Annotated in this window: 20 protein-coding genes and 1 other RNA gene; 10 read left to right on the forward strand and 11 right to left on the reverse strand. The window is 67.8% G+C overall.

The features are described from left to right. Positions 1-99: 99 nt before the first annotated feature. Both ssrA and H7J86_RS06750 read right to left on the reverse strand, forming a co-directional pair. Positions 100-471: a transfer-messenger RNA gene (gene ssrA / locus H7J86_RS06745) on the reverse strand. A gap of 79 nt (positions 472-550) precedes the next feature. Beyond that, a complete protein-coding gene (locus tag H7J86_RS06750; RefSeq protein ID WP_267290061.1) occupies positions 551-1,384 on the reverse strand; it encodes a maleylpyruvate isomerase family mycothiol-dependent enzyme in 834 nt (277 codons plus the stop codon). A 109-nt stretch (positions 1,385-1,493) separates the two neighbouring features. On the opposite strand from H7J86_RS06750, the gene H7J86_RS06755 reads away from it, so the two are divergent. The 6 genes from H7J86_RS06755 (at position 1,494) to H7J86_RS06780 (ending at position 7,446) form a co-directional block, all read left to right on the forward strand. After that, on the forward strand, positions 1,494-1,706 hold the full coding sequence (locus H7J86_RS06755; RefSeq protein ID WP_267290062.1) for a hypothetical protein: 213 nt from the start codon (positions 1,494-1,496) through the stop codon (positions 1,704-1,706). Between the two features lie 31 nt (positions 1,707-1,737). Then, on the forward strand, positions 1,738-3,567 hold the full coding sequence (locus tag H7J86_RS06760; protein ID WP_267290064.1) for a serine/threonine-protein kinase: 1,830 nt from the start codon (positions 1,738-1,740) through the stop codon (positions 3,565-3,567). Positions 3,568-3,682: 115 nt separating this feature from the next. Beyond that, positions 3,683-4,423, forward strand: coding sequence for a CDP-alcohol phosphatidyltransferase family protein (locus H7J86_RS06765; RefSeq protein WP_267290066.1), 741 nt, complete (start codon positions 3,683-3,685; stop codon positions 4,421-4,423). Then, positions 4,420-5,031, forward strand: coding sequence for a lysophospholipid acyltransferase family protein (locus H7J86_RS06770; protein WP_187098737.1), 612 nt, complete (start codon positions 4,420-4,422; stop codon positions 5,029-5,031). The genes H7J86_RS06765 and H7J86_RS06770 overlap by 4 nt, the downstream gene beginning before the upstream one ends. After that, positions 5,015-5,863 carry a phosphatidate cytidylyltransferase gene (locus H7J86_RS06775; RefSeq protein ID WP_267290068.1) on the forward strand — a complete coding sequence of 283 codons (849 nt, stop codon included), beginning with the start codon at positions 5,015-5,017 and terminating at the stop codon, positions 5,861-5,863. Before H7J86_RS06770 ends, H7J86_RS06775 begins: the two co-directional genes overlap by 17 nt. Continuing rightward, entirely contained in the window at positions 5,860-7,446 is a 1,587-nt protein-coding gene (locus H7J86_RS06780) for an ABC transporter ATP-binding protein/permease (RefSeq protein ID WP_267290070.1), read from the forward strand. The genes H7J86_RS06775 and H7J86_RS06780 overlap by 4 nt, the downstream gene beginning before the upstream one ends. Before the next feature lie 67 nt (positions 7,447-7,513). On the opposite strand, the gene H7J86_RS06785 is transcribed toward H7J86_RS06780, so the two are convergent. Genes H7J86_RS06785 through prfB form a run of 7 tightly spaced genes read right to left on the reverse strand, consistent with a single transcriptional unit; the run spans position 7,514 to position 13,038 of the window. After that, positions 7,514-8,359, reverse strand: coding sequence for an EamA family transporter (locus tag H7J86_RS06785; RefSeq protein WP_187099297.1), 846 nt, complete (start codon positions 8,357-8,359; stop codon positions 7,514-7,516). Then, positions 8,356-8,850 (reverse strand): SsrA-binding protein SmpB, encoded by a 495-nt coding sequence (gene smpB / locus H7J86_RS06790; RefSeq protein WP_090355375.1) that lies wholly within the window; start codon positions 8,848-8,850, stop codon positions 8,356-8,358. The genes H7J86_RS06785 and smpB overlap by 4 nt, the downstream gene beginning before the upstream one ends. A gap of 2 nt (positions 8,851-8,852) precedes the next feature. Then, complete coding sequence (gene ftsX, locus H7J86_RS06795; protein WP_090355378.1) at positions 8,853-9,746, reverse strand: permease-like cell division protein FtsX; 894 nt, start codon at positions 9,744-9,746, stop codon at positions 8,853-8,855. Next, positions 9,747-10,436, reverse strand: a complete 690-nt coding sequence (gene ftsE / locus H7J86_RS06800; protein WP_090356209.1) for a cell division ATP-binding protein FtsE — start codon at positions 10,434-10,436, stop codon at positions 9,747-9,749. It abuts the gene before it with no gap. A gap of 35 nt (positions 10,437-10,471) precedes the next feature. Next, a complete protein-coding gene (locus H7J86_RS06805) occupies positions 10,472-11,005 on the reverse strand; it encodes an Rv3103c family proline-rich protein (protein WP_267290074.1) in 534 nt (177 codons plus the stop codon). Further along, positions 11,002-11,910 carry a mechanosensitive ion channel family protein gene (locus H7J86_RS06810; protein ID WP_235632763.1) on the reverse strand — a complete coding sequence of 303 codons (909 nt, stop codon included), beginning with the start codon at positions 11,908-11,910 and terminating at the stop codon, positions 11,002-11,004. The genes H7J86_RS06805 and H7J86_RS06810 overlap by 4 nt, the downstream gene beginning before the upstream one ends. Before the next feature lie 3 nt (positions 11,911-11,913). Further along, positions 11,914-13,038 (reverse strand): peptide chain release factor 2, encoded by a 1,125-nt coding sequence (gene prfB / locus H7J86_RS06815; protein ID WP_090355381.1) that lies wholly within the window; start codon positions 13,036-13,038, stop codon positions 11,914-11,916. Between the two features lie 140 nt (positions 13,039-13,178). On the opposite strand from prfB, the gene H7J86_RS06820 reads away from it, so the two are divergent. Then, on the forward strand, positions 13,179-14,534 hold the full coding sequence (locus H7J86_RS06820) for an FAD-dependent oxidoreductase (RefSeq protein ID WP_267290076.1): 1,356 nt from the start codon (positions 13,179-13,181) through the stop codon (positions 14,532-14,534). On the opposite strand, the gene H7J86_RS06825 is transcribed toward H7J86_RS06820, so the two are convergent. Both H7J86_RS06825 and H7J86_RS06830 read right to left on the reverse strand, forming a co-directional pair. Then, complete coding sequence (locus H7J86_RS06825) at positions 14,535-14,942, reverse strand: PPOX class F420-dependent oxidoreductase (protein WP_090355387.1); 408 nt, start codon at positions 14,940-14,942, stop codon at positions 14,535-14,537. Between the two features lie 93 nt (positions 14,943-15,035). Then, the gene (locus H7J86_RS06830; protein WP_090355388.1) at positions 15,036-15,383 is read right to left on the reverse strand and encodes a hypothetical protein; all 348 of its coding nucleotides are present in this window, start codon (positions 15,381-15,383) and stop codon (positions 15,036-15,038) included. A 24-nt stretch (positions 15,384-15,407) separates the two neighbouring features. Between H7J86_RS06830 and hisN the strand changes: the two genes are divergently transcribed. From hisN to H7J86_RS06845, 3 genes are all read left to right on the forward strand, one after another. Next, entirely contained in the window at positions 15,408-16,184 is a 777-nt protein-coding gene (hisN, locus tag H7J86_RS06835; RefSeq protein WP_267290078.1) for a histidinol-phosphatase, read from the forward strand. A gap of 80 nt (positions 16,185-16,264) precedes the next feature. Beyond that, entirely contained in the window at positions 16,265-17,641 is a 1,377-nt protein-coding gene (locus H7J86_RS06840; RefSeq protein WP_267290080.1) for an acyl-CoA dehydrogenase family protein, read from the forward strand. 20 nt (positions 17,642-17,661) lie between these two features. Next, on the forward strand, positions 17,662-18,870 hold the full coding sequence (locus H7J86_RS06845; RefSeq protein WP_090355394.1) for an acyl-CoA dehydrogenase family protein: 1,209 nt from the start codon (positions 17,662-17,664) through the stop codon (positions 18,868-18,870). Positions 18,871-18,922: the final 52 nt, after the last annotated feature.

Here is an 18,922-nt window from a genome sequence, read left to right on the forward strand (position 1 = left end):
CGAACGCGATGGCGCCCGGAGCGCTTGGGCGGCAGCGCACGTCTCCGGGACCGAACCGCATACGAAAGAAGGCCAGGGCTTGTGTGCCCTGGCCTTCTCTTGTGGAGCTGCCGGGAATTGAACCCGGGTCCTACGGCATTCCCTCAAGACTTCTCCGTGCGCAGTCCGCTATGCCTCTACTCGGATCTCTCGGTCACGCAGACGAGCCGAGATGACAATCCCAGTCGCTGTTTGGTGTCCCCACAGGTCCCGCGACCGAACCCGTGGGTGGGTCCCTCTAGCTGATGCCAGGGTCCGGGCCGAGGGCGCTCCCGGTCTGACAGACACGCAGTCGCTACTTAGGCAGCGAGGGCGTAGTCGCGCTGATTGGAATCGGCGCTTAATTGGTTGCAACGACGCTTACGGTGGTCTCTTGCCTGCACCGGCACGCTTCCCTTGATTCGATGCGCGAAGTCGAAACCGTTCAGCCCCTCGCATCCCCGCCGAGTTTCGGCAGGACGATCAATCATAGCGCTTTGTTCAACGACGGCCAGCGATTAAATGTTCCAGGTCAGATGACAAACGCCAGATTCGCCACGATCAGCTCCCCGACCTCGACGTCTCCGTCGTACTCCACCTCGTCCGGCCTGGTCACCGCCAACGGCCGGCCCCCGCAACGCCTGGTGAACTGCAGCCCGTCCATCCGGATCACCGTCGTCGGTTCACCGTCGAACGCCTCCACCACGGCCGCACGCTCATCGACGGCCACGCGGATCTCCCGCGACAGCGGCCCGGCCAACGAGAACAACACGCGTGACCCGGCCGGCGCCTTCCCCTGCTTGCCGACGACGCGGGCCAAGCCCGCCGCGATCTCGTCGAGCGCCATCCGGGCACCCGGACAGGACAGGTCCTCGTCGGTGGACGGCCGGCCCAATCCCTCCCGAATGTCCTGCTCGTGCATCCAGCAGTCGAAGATCCGCACCCGCATGAACCGGCCATAGCTCTCCGGCCCCACCGGTGTCGCCATCACCGCGTTCCACTCCTCGGTGGACATCGCCGCGAGTTCGGCCCGCCGTTTCGCGGTGACCTCCCGGAACCGGGCGAGCAAGCGATCGGGGGTCAGCACACCGAGATGCTGCACCCAGGCCTCGTTCATCTCACCGATCGGGTTGCGCACATGGGTCAGGGCGGACACCTCGGCCGGCGGCGCCGACTCCCCCTGCAGGAGCAGTTCGGTCCCCAGGACGTGGGCCACGACGTCGCGCACCCGCCAGGCGGGCAACGGCACCCGCGCCTCCCAGCTCACCTCGGGAAGTCCATCCAGCAGGCGGTCAATGTCGGCCAAGACGCCGAAGAGCGCCGGCACCACGTCGGCTTTGGGCAACACGGTGACGGGGCGGCTCACGGGGCAGACGCTACGTCGCCAGGGCCGCGGGCGGAGGGAAATCCGCGCCAAGAATGTGCCAAGCGCCGCCGTGCACGCTCGCCTCACCACCCCACCGAAAGGACCCGAAATGCACAGCTTCAGGCAAGTAGTCCTCGCCACCGGTCTCGCCATCGCGAGCCTGGCCATTGCGTCCGGGACCGCCTCGGCGTTCAACCCCCAGCCGGAACCGCCCGGACTCACGGGCCATGTGACCCCGGCCGAGACCCATGGCTTCAACCCGCAGCCCGAACCGCCGGGACGACCGGTTATCAAGGTGAACACCCAGGTCAATCAGCACTGACCCGGGGCCCGCGCTGGTTTATCTTGAACCGGTGGAGGGGACGCCTTTCGGCCGCTACCAGCTGATCGAACTGCTGGGCCGCGGTGGGATGGGCGAAGTATGGCGGGCGCACGACACCGAGATCGATCGTGTCGTCGCGCTGAAAATGCTGCTGCCGCACTTCGCCCGGGACCCTGACTATGAGACGCGGTTCCGCCGTGAAGCCCGCGCCGCGGCGCGGCTGGACGATCCGCATATCGTGCCCATCTACGACGTCGGCGAGATCGACGGGCGCCTCTACGTCACCATGCGCCTCATCACCGGCACCGACCTGCAGACCCTGATCAACAACGGTCCGCTCGATCCCGGACGTGCGGTGTACATCATCGGCCAGATCGCCTCGGCGCTGCACACCGCACACCAGGCCGGCCTCATCCACCGCGATGTGAAACCCTCCAACATCTTGTTGGCGCCCAACGACTTTGCCTATCTCATCGATTTCGGCATCGCTCGTGCCACCACCGACACCGCACTCACGTCGGCGAACACCACGATCGGTACGTGGGCGTATATGGCACCCGAACGCTTTCGCACCGGTGAGAGCGGGCCCAGCTCCGATATCTACGCGCTGGCGTGTGTGCTCTACCAATGCCTCACCGGCAACCTGCCCTTCCCGGGTGACACCTTGGAACAAGTCGCGGTCAGCCACATGATGATGCCGCCGCCGCGGCCGTCGCAGGAACTCGCCACCGTGCCCGCCGCCATGGATCCCGTGATCGCCACCGGCCTGGCGAAGGAACCCGCCCAGCGCTTCCCCACCACTGTGGAGCTGGCCGGCGCCGCCCAACGCGCCCTCACCTATCCCTCTGGTCCCTCCGGCCCCGACCCCGCCGCTCCCACTCAGCCGTGGCAGCAGCCGCCGGTACCGCGCAAGAAACGCACCGGGTTGATCCTCACCGCACTGGCGGCGGTCGTCCTGCTCGTCGCCGGCGGCGTCGTCACCACCGTCGCACTCACCAAGGACGACGCGCCCAGCGCTGCGCCCACCACGACCGCCAGCGCCTCCGTGGTCCCCGAGACGCCCCCGTTCACCGGGATCTACCAAGCCGTGTTCAGCGCGCCGACCCTGATCGACGGCGGCCCCTTGGACGACGCGAAGCCGTCGACGGCGATGTGGGCGGTGCGTTCGGCCTGTCGCCCCGACGGCTGTGTGGCCATCGCCGAGCGGCAGAGCGGCGACGGTGGTCCCCCGATGGCGAAGTTGGAGTTCGACCGGATCGACGACCGCTGGGTGGCCGTCGCGCTCGCCGCCGAGAAGTGCCACGACATCGCCGACGAGATCTGGTACGTCTTCACGCTGCGCGAACATCCCAATGGCAGCCTCACCGGTGACTACACCGGTGCCGCGGGCAATTCGTGTTCCGGCAGGTCCACCCTCACCTTCAACCGCACCACCGACGTCGACGTGGACACGCTGCCGGACCCGGCCGAGCTGCCCCCACGGGTGGTCTCCCCGGCCGAAGCCCTGCGCGGCACCTACCGCAGCACCCGGACCTTCCGCAACGGCGTGGCACCGATTCAGGGCGACTACACCGTCAAAACCGACTGTCTGCGCACCGGGGACCGGTGCATGAGCTACTTCCACAAACCCGAGGATTTCCGGCCGTTGCTGTTCACCAACGGCACCTGGTCACTCAACAGCCAATCCGAGGGTATGTGCGACGGCAAGGTCATCAAGATCACCGCAACCGGACAGTACCCGATGCCGCAACCGGCGCAGAATCCGATCAATCTGTTACTGGGGCATGGCAATTGGGAGGAGTCGGCGCCCTGCGCGATGACGTCCGAGTTCGATGAGACCTTCACTCGTACCGGGGACTGACATCACCTGCGCGTATCGACGGCACGTTCTCGTTTCGTGACAAGAATCCCCCAAGCACATGGCCGCAACCTGTTCGTGACCAGGCGACAACGCCTCGACACGAAAGGAGCCAGCCATGAACCAGCATGTGCCCACCCCGCAGCGACGCCGCATGGCCGGACTCTATGCGCTCAAGCCGTGGTTCACCGCCCGCCTCACCCCCATCCTCAACGCCGCCGTCGCCCATCGCATCTCGCCTGACGTCTTCACCGCAGCGGGTGTGCTCGCCGCCGGGGTCGCCGGCGTGTTCATCGCCCAAGGCTGGTGGCATCTGGCCGCGGTGTTCCTGGTGCTGCGACTGGCCGGCGCCAACCTCGACGGTGCCGTCGCCCGCGCCCGCGGCGTCAGCCGGCCGTGGGGTTTCGTGGTCAACGAGATCGGTGACCGCACCGCGGATCTGCTCACCTTCGGCGGACTCGCGGTCTGGGCCGCCCGCCAGCACGGCCCCGGCCTGCACGTCCTGTCCTGGACCGTCCTGCAGGTGGTACTGGCCGCGCTGGCCGCGACGCTGCCCACCTTCGCATCGCTGGCCGCCGCCGGAGCCGGCGCCACCCGCGTCAACGGCGGCCCGCTCGGCAAAACCGAACGGTGCGTGTTCACCGTGCTGGCCACCGCGTTCCCCGGCCTCATGCCCATCCTGCTGGCCCAGCTGGTCAACGGGTCGCTGATCACCACCGCGCTGCGGTTGCGCAGTGCACACCGCGAGCTGAACGCACGGGCCGTCGCCGACGAGGACCCGATCACCGTGCCGATGACCCGCCCGCGGATCGTCGTCTCCAACATCCCGACCCTGCCGATGCGGGCGGTGGCGGCATGAGCGGCGCCGGCTTCCTGCGGCACTGGCTGTGGCGCACGGTCTGCGGCGCCTCGGGTGGATTGACCGTAACCGGCCGTTGGCAGGTCGGCGGGGGCGCCGTGATCGTCGCCAACCACTCCTCCCACGCCGACACCGCGGTGCTGCTGGCCGCCCTGCCCCCTGCGGCGAAGGTGAAATTCGCTGCGGCCGCGGACTACTGGTTCGACGTTCCGGCCCGCCGGCTGGTCGCCACCTCGCTGATCGGGGTGCTGCCGCTGCGTCGCTCCGGCGACGGCGGCTACACCGCCCTGCGTGATACCGCGGGTCCGCTGCTCGACGCGGGCCACACCGTGGTCATCTATCCCGAAGGCACCCGGTCCACCGACGGCAGCATCGCCGAATTCCGTTCCGGCGCCTTGCGCCTGGCTCGTGACTTCGGTGTGCCGATCGTGCCGGTGGCACTGTTGGGTACCGCCGATGTTCTGCCCAAGGGCGGCAGGTTCTCCCCCGGCCTCCCGATGGAGGTCCGCCTCGGCGATCCCGTCGACCCGCATCACACCACCGCCGCCCAGCTGCGCGCCGAGGTCGTGCAACTGGCCACCGGAGTGCGTCATGCCCTCGCTGCTTGACACCGTGCACTTCGACCGGGGCCCCTGGTTCCTGCCGATCCTGACGGTGAGCATCCTGGCCGTTGCCGGTGTCGCGGTGCTGATCTCGCGCAAACCCGAGCTGATCCGCAAATGGCGCACCTGGGTGCTGATCGCCCCCGCCGTCGGTGTCCCGACCGTCCTCGGCCCGGGCACCACCGCCGCGTTCGCCGCGGCACTGGCCGTGGTGGCCGTCATCGAGTACGGCCGGCTGGTCCGGCTGAGCCGCGCCGACACCGCCGTCCTCATCGCACTCGCGGTCGCCTACCCGGTGGCAGCCTGGCTGCGTCCGTCCCTGCTGGGCCTCACCCCGCTGCTGGTGCTGCTGTGCGCGGTGCCCGCAGTGCTGTCCGGTGATATCGGAAACGGCGCGCGGCGTACCGCTTTCACCGCCTTCGGGTCGATCTGGATCTGCTGGGCGCTGGCACATCTGGTGCTGGTCTGGCCGGATGCCTTCCTGGTGTGCTTCGCGGTCGCGGCGACCGACGTCGCCGCCTGGTGCGGCGGAAAAGGGTTGCGCTTCATGCCCTGGGCGCGGCGCCCCATCTCCCCGCTGAGCCCGAACAAGACCCTCGGCGGTGTGGTCGGCGCGCTGCTCGGCGCCACGGCGGTGCTGTTCCTGCTCGGCACCGTCTCGGTCGGACTGGTCGGCGCCATCGCCCTCGGCGGCCTGTTCGGCGATCTGCTCGAATCGATGCTCAAGCGCCAAGCTCGCGTCAAGGACGCCGGCGACTGGCTGCCCGGATTCGGTGGCCTGCTCGACCGCATCGATTCGCTCCTGCTGGCCCTCCCCCTGGTGTACGTGCTGACATGACCACGCGATTGACCGATCCCAGCCTCGTCGTCCACGACGTCACCCTCGATACCCGCCTGGACTCGGTGTCGTTCTCGGCCGCACCCGGCACGCTCACCGCGCTCATCGGGCCGTCCGGTGCGGGCAAGTCGACCCTGGCACAGACCCTGGCCGGTGCCATCGCACCGGATTCGGGGATAGTGCGTTTCGACGGTTCCGTCGGCATGGTCCCGCAGGACGACATCGTGCACGGAAAGCTCACCGTCGCACAGGCATTGCAGTACGCGGCCGAACTGCGAGGCGCCGACCGGCAGGCCATCGCCGAGGTGCTCGCCGAGCTGGAGATGACACCACACGCCGGCACCCGCATCGACGCACTGTCCGGCGGGCAACGCAAACGGGTCTCGGTCGCCATCGAACTGCTCACCGACCCGGCGCTGCTGATCCTCGACGAGCCGACCACCGGCCTGGATCCCGCATTGGATCGCCAGGTGATGACGATGCTGCGCGCCCTCGCCGACGCCGGCCGGATCGTCATCGTGGTCACGCACTCATTGGCCTTCCTGAACGTGTGCGACCAGGTGCTGCTGTTGGCACCCGGCGGGCGGACCGTCTACTGCGGCACACCCGTCGATCTCGGGCCGGCGATGGGCAGCACCGACTGGGCCGAGATCTTCGCCGGCCTGTGCGCCGATCCCGAAGGGGCGCAACGGCGTTTCCTGGACCGCCGCTGGGCGCCCAGTCCGCCGCCCCGGCTGCGCCTGATCACACTCGCACCCAAGCCGTTGCCCGAAAAGGTCACGCCGACAGATCAGTTCTTCATCCTGGCCCGCCGCCAGCTGCGGCTGCTGCTCGCCGACCGCGGTCCTTTGGCCCTGCTGGCCGTGCTGCCGCTGCTCGTCGGGATCTTGCCGCTGACGGTGTCCGGGCATGCCGGGTTTCTCACCGCGGCCGCGTCGGCGCCGTTCGAAGCCAAACAGGTGATCGCCCTGACCAACTTCGCCGCCATCCTGATGGGCGTCACGCTGACGGTGCGCGACCTGACCAACGAGCGGGCCCTGTTCCGCCGCGAGCAGGCGGCCGGGCTGTCGACGACCGCCTACCTGCTGGCCAAGGTCGCCGTGTTCGGCGCGGTCGCCGTCGCGCAGTCGGTGGCGCTGGTGCTGATCGTCCGCCTCGGCAAGCCGGGACCGGCCGGCGCGTCGGCGCTGGGCAGCCCGCTGCTCGAGCTCATCGTGGGTGTCGCGGCCGCGGGGCTGGTCGCCGCGATCCTCGGCCTGGCCATCTCGGCGCTGGCCCGCACCGCCGATCAGGTGATGCCGCTACTGGCGGTGACCCTGACCGCGCAACTGGTGCTGGCCGGTGGGTTCATCCCCGTGACGGGCCGGCCGGCGCTGTCGGTGCTCGCATCGCTGACCCCGGCCCGCTGGGGCTTCTCGGCGACGGCCTCGACCTCGGATCTGAGCAACTCGGTGGTCGGGATCGCCCAAGACGGGCACTGGCAGCACACCGCCAGCGCGTGGTGGTTCGACCTGGTCATGCTCGGGGTGCTGGCAATCGGGTTCGCCGGCATCGCCCGGTGGCGGTTGCGTCGCGCTCGCTAGCCGCGAGGGTGCGCTGAATACCGGTTTTCGCGGCGTGTCGGTGTGCAAACACGCACGGTCGCGGCGGTTAGCCCGCGGCGATCATGGCGACCGCGGCCAGCGCGGCGACCATCCCGACCACCTGCCAGCGGGTGACCTTCTCCTTGAGCACCAGCAGCGCCAGCGCGACGGTGCCTGCCGGGTACAGCGCGATGAGCACCCCGGTCAACGACAGCAGGGAGTTCTGCAAAGCCCACAGCATGGCCACGTTGGCGACGGTGTCCAGCACACCGGCCGACAGTGCCAACCACAGCGGCACCCCGGTCGGCACCCGCAGCTGCCCGGCGACCAGGGCGATCAGCACCACCATCACCGAGGCGGCGATACGGGCGAACACCAGCGGCCATAACCCGGCGTCGTGGGGGGCCTCATTGATCACCACGAAGTTCAGCCCGAAGGCCAGGCCGGACCCGACCGTCAACCACGCCACCTTGGTGGTGAACCGGTGCTCGGTGACATCCTCATCGCTCACACCGCGGGACACCAGCACCACCGCCACCAGGGCCACCGCGATCCCGGCGAGGGCCACCGCGCTGGGGCGCTCGCCCATCAACACGCCGAAGCCGACCGGGACGCCCGCCACCAGGATCGCGGTCAGCGGGGACACCACCGAGATCGGACCCGACCCCAGCGCGGCATAGAACCACCACACCCCGAACGCCTGGCAGAACCCGCACAGCAGACCCCACCACACCGCAGGGCCCGTCACGTGGCCACCGACGAACAGCGCCAGCACGCTCAGCAGCACCATCGCCAGCGGGTAGGACACGATCACCACACGCAGCGCGGCGACCCGGCGCGAGGCGATGCCGCCGACGAAATCGCTCACGCCGTACCCGGCGGCCGAGACCAGCGCGAGCACTACGCCGATCAGCGCATGCCCTTGTTGCGCCGGCCCAGCTCGCGGGTGATCTCGCGCTGCGCGTCGCGCTTGGCCAGATCCTGACGTTTGTCGTGGGCCTCTTTACCCCGGGCCAGCGCGAGCTCCACCTTCACCTTGCCGTCGGTGAAATACAGCGACAGCGGCACCAGAGTCAGGTTGCCGTCGCGGATCTTGCCGACCAGGTTGTCGATCTCACGCCGGTGCAGCAGCAGTTTGCGATTGCGCCGCGGCGCGTGGTTGGTCCAGGTGCCGTGGTGATATTCGGCGATGTGCAGGTTGCGCAGCCAGATCTCGCCGTCGTCGATGGTGGCGAACGCGTCGACCAGCGACGCCTGACCTTCGCGCAGGCTCTTCACCTCGGTACCCACCAGCACCACCCCGGCCTCGTACACATCCAGAATCGAATAGTTGTGCCGGGCTTTGCGATTGGTCGCAACAACCTGGTTGTTGGCCTTGTCGGGCTTGGTGGTTTTCTTGGACATCTCTATCTTCGGACGTACAGGCGCAACGTGACGTAGGACGTGAGCCCCGCCATCGCCACGCCGACGAATAGCAGGGCGGGGGTGATGTAGAAAATGTCAGCGTAGTCGATGGGCGCAATCAAATTAGCCTGCGTGAACTGGCTCAGCGCCTTGTCCAGGAACAATGCCCGCACCACGACCAGGCCCAGGATCGCGAGCAGCACACCGATCAGCGCGGCCAGCATCGCCTCGACGAGGAACGGCAACTGCGTGTACCAGCGGGTGGCGCCGACCAGCCGCATGATGCCGATCTCGGTGCGCCGGGTGTACGCCGCGACCTGAACCATGTTGGCGATCAGCAGCACCGCACCGATGGCCTGCACCAGCGCGACCGCGAACGCGACACTGCTGATCCCGTCCAGCACGGCGAACAGCCGGTCGATCAAGTCCTTCTGGTTGAGCACGTTGAGCACACCGGGCTGGCCCTGCATGGCCACGTCGAAGTCCTTGTGCTGCTCGGGGTTGTCGAGCTTGACGATGAACGATGCCGGGAACGCGTCCTTGCCGGCGACGTCCTTGTACTGCGGGAACTTCCTGATCGCGTCGTCGTAGGCCTGGTCCCGGTTCAGGAACCGCACCGACTTCACGTCATCGCGCGCCTCGATCTGGGCGCGCAGCGCCTTGCACGGATCCGAGTCGCAGGTCAGGTCGTTGGCCGACACGTCGTTGGTGAGGAAGACCTGGCTCTCCACCCGGTCCAGGTAGATGGTGCGGGAATGGTCGGCCAGCAGCACCACCAGCAGACCACCACCGAACAGACCGATGGAGATGGCCGTCGTCAGGATCATCGCCACCGTCATGGTGACGTTGCGACGAAAACCGGTCAGAACCTCATTGATGAGGAAGCCAAAACGCACTTAGCGATCCATTCCGTAGACGCCGCGCTGTTCGTCGCGGACAAGCCGGCCCAGTTCGAGCTCGATGACGCGTTGACGCATGGAGTCCACGATGTGGTGGTCATGCGTCGCCATCAGCACGGTGGTGCCGGTGCGGTTGATCCGCTCGAGCAGATCCATGATGTCTTTACTGGTCTCGGGGTCCAGGTTGCCGGTGGGCTCGTCGGCCAGCAGCACCAGCGGCCGGTTCACGAATGCCCGCGCGATCGCCACCCGCTGCTGCTCGCCACCGGAGAGCTCGTGCGGCAGCCGGTTGGCCTTGCCGGACAGTCCGACCATCTCCAGCACGTCGGGCACCACCCGGTTGATGACATCGCCGCGCTTGCCGATCACCTCCAGCGCGAAAGCCACGTTGTCGAACACCGTCTTCTGCTGCAGCAACCGGAAATCCTGGAACACGCAGCCGATCACCTGGCGCAGGCTCGGGATGTGCCGGCCGGAGAGCTTGTTGACGTGGAACTTCGACACCCGGATATCACCCTTGGACGGGTGTTCGGCGGCCAACAGCAGACGCATGAACGTCGACTTGCCCGACCCCGACGGTCCGATGAGGAAGACGAACTCGCCCTTGTCGATCTTGAGCGACACATCGTCGAGCGCGGGCCGCGCCGAGGATTTGTACTGCTTGCTCACTTTGTCGAGCGTGATCATCACGGCACGCCAGTGTAGCCGGAAGGTGACGCGTGTCAGCTGGCGCTGCGTGCGGGCGGCACCGGTGTCGCGGGCGCCGCGTTCGGATCGACCGTCGTCTGCGTCGTCACCGCCGGGGCCGGGCCCGGGATGACGGGCAAGGTCAGCGGCGGAATCGGACCGGGCCCGTCCGGGTCGATCACCGTCGTGGTCGGCGCCGCTGGAGTGGACGTCGTTGTGGTCGGCGGCACACCCGGGGTGGTGGTCGTGGTGTCGGTCGACTCGGTGGTCGTGGTCGGCTCGGTCGTCGTCGGAGTCGGGGTGGTGGTCGTCGTGGTGCGGGTGGTGCGCGGCGACTCGACGTTGGTGCGCGGCACCCAGGTGTACTCGGGGTCGGGCACGAAGCCGGGCGGCACCACCTGCTGCGCCGGGACCGCCGGCGCCGGCGGCGGTGGCTGATAGGTGTTGTACAGCCACCAGGTGAAGAAGAACGCGACGATCAACCCGAAGGTGGAGGTGCGCACCCGGCCCCAGAACAGGTAGTTGGGCCAGTGCCGGTTCTCGCCTTCGCGGCGCAGCGTGAATTTCACTGGTGCGGCTCCTGCGGCACCACCGGGGCCAATGCCGCGGACTCGGCAGGTGAGGCGATACCCGCGCCGGCCAGGGCGGCGATCACCAGCAGCCGCAGCCGGCGGCCTACCTCGAACTGCTTGCCGGGCAGCGTGCGGGCCACCATGCGCAGGTTCACGGTGTCGACCTGGATGCTCTCCACGCCCATGAGCTGCGGCTTGTCCAACAGCAGTTCCCGCATCTGCGGATCGTTCATGGCGGACTCGCACACCCCGTTGAGCAACTCGTTGACGGTGTGCAGGTCGGCCGTGGTCGGCACGGGGATGTCCACCACCGCGCGGGCCCAGTCCTTGGACAGGTTCACCGTCTTGACGATCTGGCCGTTCGGGATGGTCAGCATCTCGCCCTCCGACGAGCGCAGCTTGGTCACCCGCAGCGTCACGTCGATCACCGTGCCCTCGGCGGGCAGCGCGATACCGGAGACGGTCAGCGCGACCAGGTCACCGAAGCCGTACTGCTTCTCGGTGATGATGAAGAACCCCGACAGCAGATCCTGCACCAGCCGCTGGGCGCCGAAACCGAGCGCGGCACCGATCACGGCGGCCGGTGCCACCAGGGAGGCGATGGGGATGGCCAGGATGTCGGTGAATTCGACGAAGACGATGACGACGAGCATCGCGATGGTCACCCAGGAGATGACCGAGGCGACGGCCTGACGGTGCTTGGTGGTCTCCGAGCGCACCAGGGCGTCGCTCTCGCGGAAGTCCGCATCGATGCGCTGGGTGATCTTCTGCGCGATCCAGTTGACGAACCGGGCGGCCAGCATCGCGGCGAGCACGAGCATGACGATCCGCAGGCCGCGGGTCAGGATCCATTCACCGATCTGACCGTGCCAGAAGTTGTGCCACTGCTGGGACCAGTTCAAGGGCTACTTCTCGTCATCGTCTTTGCGGTTGCGCCAACGGATTCCCGCTTCCAGGAAGCCGTCGATATCGCCGTCGAGGACGGCGGACGGACTACCCACCTCGTACTCGGTGCGCAGGTCTTTCACCATTTGATACGGGTGTAGCACGTATGAGCGCATCTGGTTGCCCCAGGAGCTGCCGCCGTCCCCCTTGAGGGCGTCCATCTCGGCGCGTTCCTCCAAGCGCTTGCGTTCCAGCAGCTTGGCCTGCAGCACCCGCATGGCCGACACCTTGTTCTGCAGCTGCGACTTCTCGTTCTGGCAGGTGACGACGATGCCGGTCGGGATGTGGGTGAGGCGCACCGCGGAGTCGGTGGTGTTCACCGACTGCCCACCGGGGCCGCTGGAGCGGTAGACGTCCACCCGCAGATCGCCTTCCGGGATGTCGATGTGGTCGGTGGTCTCCACCACGGGCAACACCTCGACATCGGCGAACGAGGTCTGGCGTCGGCCCTGGTTGTCGAACGGGCTGATGCGCACCAGCCGGTGCGTGCCCTGTTCCACCGACAGCGTGCCGTAGGCGTACGGCGCGTGCACGGCGAAGGTGGCGCTCTTGATACCGGCCTCTTCGGCGTAGGACGTGTCGAAGATCTCGACGGGATACTTGTGTGCCTCGGCCCAGCGGATGTACATCCGCATCAGCATCTCGGCCCAGTCCGCGGCGTCCACCCCGCCAGCCCCGGAGCGGATCGTCACGACGGCTTCACGTTCGTCGTATTCCCCGGACAGCAGGGTGCGGACCTCGAGTGCCTCCAGGTCCTCGCGCAGCTGCGACCGCTCGGCGTCGGCCTCCTCCAGGGCCGCCGTACGGGCGTCCTGGTCTTCCTCTTCGGCGGCCATTTCGTAGAGCACCGGCAGATCGTCGATGCGCTGGCGCAACTCCTCGACCCGGCGCAGCTCGCTCTGGGCGTGCGACAGGCTGCTGGTCACCTTCTGCGCGTTGGCCTGGTCGTTCCACAGGTTCGGATCGGTGGCCTCGGCCTCGAGCGTGGCGATGCGGGCGCGCAGACCGTCGACATCGAGCACCCGCTCCACGGTGGTGAGCGTTCCGTCGAGTGCGGCGATATCTGCAAGAAGGTCTGGATCCACGAAAGTTCAGGGTACCGGCCGCTTATCCAGAGTCCGCCCTCGATCGGCGCGGCGCGGCTAGCATCGGCCTGGTAACCGCTGCGGCGACGTCGCGACAGCCCCTTGCGCGCCGCCGGTCAGCCTCACGAAAAGGCTCGCACATGCGCCCGTACCACGTGGCGATCGTCGGCTCGGGACCCTCCGGGTTCTTCGCCGCCGCATCGCTGTTGAAATCCGCCGATGCGTCGCAGGATCGGGAGATTCGCGTCGACATGTTGGAGATGCTCCCCACGCCGTGGGGCCTGGTGCGCTCGGGTGTGGCACCCGATCATCCGAAGATCAAGTCGATCAGCGCGCAGTTCGCGAAGACATCGGAGGATCCGCGGTTCCGCTTCTTCGGCAACATCACCGTCGGCGAACATGTGCAGGCCGCGGAGTTGGCGCAGCGCTACGACGCGGTGGTCTACGCCGTCGGCGCGCAGTCCGACCGGGCCCTGGGCATCCCCGGTGAGGACCTAGCCGGCAGTGTCGCCGCCGTCGACTTCGTCGGCTGGTACAACGCCCACCCGCACTTCCAAGGCATCGCACCGGACCTCAACGCCCAGCGCGCCGTGGTGATCGGCAACGGCAATGTGGCCCTGGACGTGGCGCGGATCCTGATCAGCGATCCGGAGATCCTGGCGCAGACCGATATCGCCGACCACGCGCTGGACTCGCTCGGGGTCCGCGGCGTGCAGGAGGTGATCGTGGTCGGTCGGCGCGGACCCGTGCAGGCCCCGTTCACGACGCTGGAACTACGCGAGCTGGGCCACCTGGAACAGATGGCCGAGGTGGACATCGTGGTGGACCGAGCCGACTTCGACGCCATCACCGACGAGGAGCTGGAGGCAGCCGGCAAGGCCGTCAAGCAGAACGTGAAGGTGCTGCGCGAGTACGCGGAGATGGACCCGGCCGGCGCGAAGCGCAGGGTGGTCTTCAAGTTCGCCACCTCACCGATCGAGATCCGTGGCGACGGCCGCGTCGAGTCGATTGTGTTGGGGCGCAACGAGCTGGTGAACGAGGGCAACCGGGTGGTCGCCAAGGACACCGGGGAGCGCGAGGAGATTCCGGTACAGCTGGTGGTGCGCGCGGTCGGCTACCGCGGGGTGCCGCTGAGTGGGCTGCCGTTCGACGACCGCTCCGGCACCATCCCGCACACCGACGGTCGCGTCAAGGGTTCACGCAACGAGTACGTGGTGGGCTGGATCAAGCGCGGCCCCTCGGGCGTGATCGGTTCGAACAAGAAGGATTCGGCGGATACCGTCGCCACGCTTCTGGCCGGGCTCGGCGAACCCGGTTTCCCCGCCGAGCATTCCGAGGTACTCGTGCAGTGGCTGCTGTCGCGGCAACCCAAGCTCGTCACCGACGACCACTGGCAGCGCATCGACGCCCACGAGCGCGCCACCGGCGAGGCCCAGCACCGTCCCCGCGTGAAGCTGGTCAGCGTCGCCGACATGCTGGGCATCGCGCACGGCTGATCACCCACCCATGGGCGGGGTGATCTTGTCGGCTTCGATGGTGACGATGAGCCTTGTCTCGTCCGGATTTCCGCTGAAGTTCGGATACGGGATCCCGAGGTACTTGTGGGAGATCTCGTCGATGCTCTCCCTGCCACCCTCGGTGGTGACGGCGCTGACCCGGCCGCGGACCGCGTAGAACCGGCGGATGTCGTCGGGGTCGGCGATGTTCACCGCCACGCGCGGGTCGCGCGCGATGTTCCGCGCCTTCTGGTGCCCGTCGACGATGTTGATGACGACGTGTTCGCCGTCGGTGTGCACCCAGGTCTCGGTGAGCTGCGGTGACCCGTCCGGCATCAAGGTCGCGACGAAGCACGGGCTGGGCTTGCGCAGCAGGTCGAGCAGGTCTTCGGGCAGCGGCTGGGGCATGAATGTCAGCGTAGCCATCCCCCGCCCGTGCGCGAGATTGCCGTTGCTGCGGCCCGCACTCGACCTTTCGGGCGATAACCGCAATCTCGCGGGCTAGGACAACTCGCCCGGGTGGTCGGGTACCTGCGACGGGGCGAACCGCCAGTTGTCGGGGTTCTTCGGCGAGTAGACGACGGGGATCAGCTGGCCCACGGTCGGCCAATTCTCTACGTCGACCGCGAGCTGCTGATACACCACGTGTTCGGCCACGGTGGGGCCGTTGATCACGCCGGTGATGGTGACGAACTGTTCACCGGTGGCGTCCGGGCGGGGGCTCAGACCGGTCACCAACAGCTGGCCGGACTGCCAAGCGCCGGGAGTGCCCCGCCGGTTGCGCAGCCGCGGCACGACGATCAGGGCCAACGTGCCGACCAACAGCAACAGCAGAGCGAATTCCCACATAACCCCCATGGTAGGACTGCAGCCATGAGTACCGATCTCACGCTCGCCCTGCAGCTCGCCGATCAGGCCGATGCGCTCACCATGGAGCGCTTCGGCGCGCTCGATCTGCGCGTCGAGACAAAGCCGGATCTGACCCCGGTGACCGACGCCGACCGGGGCGCCGAGCAGGCGTTGCGCGCGGCACTGGCGCAGGCGCGGCCCACGGACGCGGTGTTCGGCGAAGAGTTCGGCGGCGCAACGACTTCCGGGACGACAGCGGGCCGCATCTGGATCATCGATCCGATCGACGGCACCAAGAATTTCGTGCGCGGGGTGCCGGTGTGGTGCACGCTGATCGCTCTGGTCGACGACGGTGTGCCGGTGGTCGGCGTGGTGAGCGCACCGGCGTTGGGCCGGCGCTGGTGGGCCGCCGCCGGCGAGGGTGCGTACGCGTCGTTCAACGGGTCGACCCGCCGGATTCAGGTGTCCGGCGTGACCGACCTGAGCGCGGCCAGCCTGTCCTACTCCGACCTCACCACCGGGTGGGAGGACCGCCGTGAGGAGTTCGTGGCACTCACCGACGAGGTGTGGCGGGTACGGGCCTACGGGGATTTCTGGTCGTACTGCCTGGTCGCCGAGGGCGCGGTCGACATCGCCTGCGAACCAGAGGTGAAGGTGTGGGACATCGCGCCGCTGGACATCCTCATCAGGGAAGCCGGCGGAACCTTCACCAGCGTGGACGGGCGGCCCGGCCCGCACGGCGGCAGCGCGCTGGCCACCAACGGCCTTTTGCACGACCAGGTCCTGCGCCGTCTGGTGTGAACTTAGTAACAGGTTTCGCCGATCTTACTCGGGAGTAAGATACGGTCATGGCACACCGCACCTACTAGACGAGGCTGCACATGACCCAGATCGAATCCCGCCCCAAGCGCACCGGACCCGAGAGTGCCATCGGGCTGCAAAAGCACAAGCGGACAGCGACCGATATCGGATTGGCGCTGATCACCCCCATCGTCGGCCAGGAATTCCTGGACCGCTACGGCCTGCGCGATCCGCTCAACAAGGGCCTGCGCTACGGCGTCAAGACGGCGTTCTCCGCCGCCGGCGCCTCGACGCGCCAGATCAAGCGCATCCAGGGGCTCGGCAAGCCGGCCACCCGGCTCAAGCCCAGCGGATCCGACTACTTCGACCTCACGCCCGACGAGGATCAGAAGCTGATAGTCGAAACCGTCGAGGAGTTCGCCGCCGAGATCCTGCGGCCCGCCGCGCACGACGCCGACGATGCCGCGACCTACCCCGGTGACCTGATCGCCAAGGCAGCCGAACTCGGCATCACCGCCATCAACATCCCCGAGGATTTCGACGGGATCGCTGCCCACCGGTCCACCGTCACCACCGCGCTGGTCGCCGAGGCGCTGGCCTACGGCGATATGGGCTTGGCCCTGCCGATCCTGGCGCCCGGTGGCGTCGCCTCGGCCCTGACCCACTGGGGCAGCGCCGACCAGCAGGCCACGTACCTGCCCGAGTTCGCCGGCGAGAACGTCCCGCAAGCCTGCGTCGCCATCACCGAACCGCATGCGCTGTTCGACCCGACCGCATTGAAGACGACCGCGGTCCGCACCCCCAGCGGGTACCGGCTGTCGGGCGTCAAGTCGCTGGTGCCCGCCGCCGCCGACGCCGAGATCTTCATCATCGGCGCCCAGCTCAACGGCAAGCCGGCGCTGTTCATCGTCGAATCGAAGTCCGAGGGTTTGACCGTCAAGGCCGACCCGAGCATGGGCATCCGCGCCGCCGCCCTGGGCAAGATCGAACTCGACAACGTCGCCGTCCCACTGCACAACCGGCTCGGCGAGGACGAGGCCACCGACAACGACTATTCAGAGGCCATCGCCCTGGCCCGATTGGGTTGGGCCGCACTGGCTGTCGGCACGTCACACGCCGTACTCGACTACGTCATCCCCTACATCAAGGAGCGCCAAGCGTTCGGCGAGCCCATCGCCAACCGCCAGTCGGTCGCGTTCATGGCGGCCAACATCGCCATCGAACTCGACGGCCTGCGGCTGATCACCTGGCGCGGCGCCGCCCGCGCCGAGCAGGGCCTGTCCTTCACCCGTGAGGCCGCGCTGGCTCGCAAGTTCGGCGCCGACAAGGGCATGCAGATCGGCCTGGACGGTGTCCAGCTGCTCGGTGGCCACGGCTACACCAAAGAACACCCGGTCGAACGCTGGTACCGCGATCTGCGGGCAATCGGTGTCGCCGAAGGCGTTGTGGTTCTCTAAGACAAGCTCAGGAGGCTTGCATGGCAATCAATCTGGAACTCCCGAAGAAGTTACAAGCGGTCCTCGAGAAGGGCCATCAGGGTGCAGCCGAGATGTTGCGGCCGATCTCCCGCAAATACGACAAGGCCGAGCACGCCTACCCGGTCGAGCTGGACACCCTGGCCAGCCTGTTCGAGGGGATCTCGGAGGCCAAGACCCTCTCCTTGGCCGGCGCCGACGCGTTCACCGCCGGCGAGGGCTCCGAGAAAAACGTCAACGGCGCCAACATGTCTGCCCTGTTGAATGCGCTGGAGGTCAGCTGGGGCGATGTCGCCCTGCTGCTGACGGTGCCCTATCAGGGCCTCGGCAACGCCGCCATCTCCAGCGTGGCCACCAAGGAGCAGCTGGAGCGTTTCGGCAAGGTGTGGGCCGCCATGGCCATCACCGAGCCGAGCTTCGGTTCCGACTCGGCGGCCGTGTCGACGACGGCCACTCTCGACGGCGACGAGTACGTCATCAACGGCGAGAAGATCTTCGTGACGGCGGGCTCCCGGGCCACCCACATCGTGGTGTGGGCGACCGTGGACAAGTCGCTGGGCCGGGCGGCCATCAAGTCGTTCGTGGTGCCACGCGAGCATCCCGGCGTGATCGTCGAACGCCTCGAGCACAAACTCGGCATCAAGGCCTCCGACACCGCCGTGATCCGCTTCGACAACGCCCGCATCCCGAAGGAGAACCTCCTCGGCGATCCGGAAGTCAAGGTGGACAAGGGCTTCGGCGGGGTCATGGAGACCTTCGACAACACCCGGCCCATCGTGGCCGCGATGGCCGTCGGCGTCGCCCGGGCGGCGCTGGAGGAACTGCGCACCATCCTCACCGACGCCGGGATCGAGATCTCCTACGACAAGCCCGCACACGCGCAGAGCGCCGCCGCCGCGGAATTCCTGCGCATGGAGGCCGACTGGGAAGCCGGCTACCTGCTGACGGTGCGCTCGGCATGGCAGGCCGACAACAAGATCCCGAACTCCAAGGAAGCCTCGATGGGTAAGGCCAAGGCCGCCCGGGTAGGTACCGACATCACCCTCAAGACCGTCGAAATGGCCGGCACTGCAGGCTATTCCGAAGAGGCGCTGCTGGAGAAGTGGGCGCGGGACTCGAAGATCCTGGACATCTTCGAGGGCACGCAGCAGATTCAGCAGCTGGTCGTCGCGCGACGGCTGCTGGGGCTGTCCTCAGCCCAGCTGAAGTAACGTCACGACGTTGGCGGCGCCCGTACGGAGTTTCGTGCGGGCGCCGTCGGCG

It is taken from the genome of Mycobacterium hackensackense, from assembly GCF_025822555.1.
GTDB classification, from domain to species: domain Bacteria; phylum Actinomycetota; class Actinomycetes; order Mycobacteriales; family Mycobacteriaceae; genus Mycobacterium; species Mycobacterium fluoranthenivorans.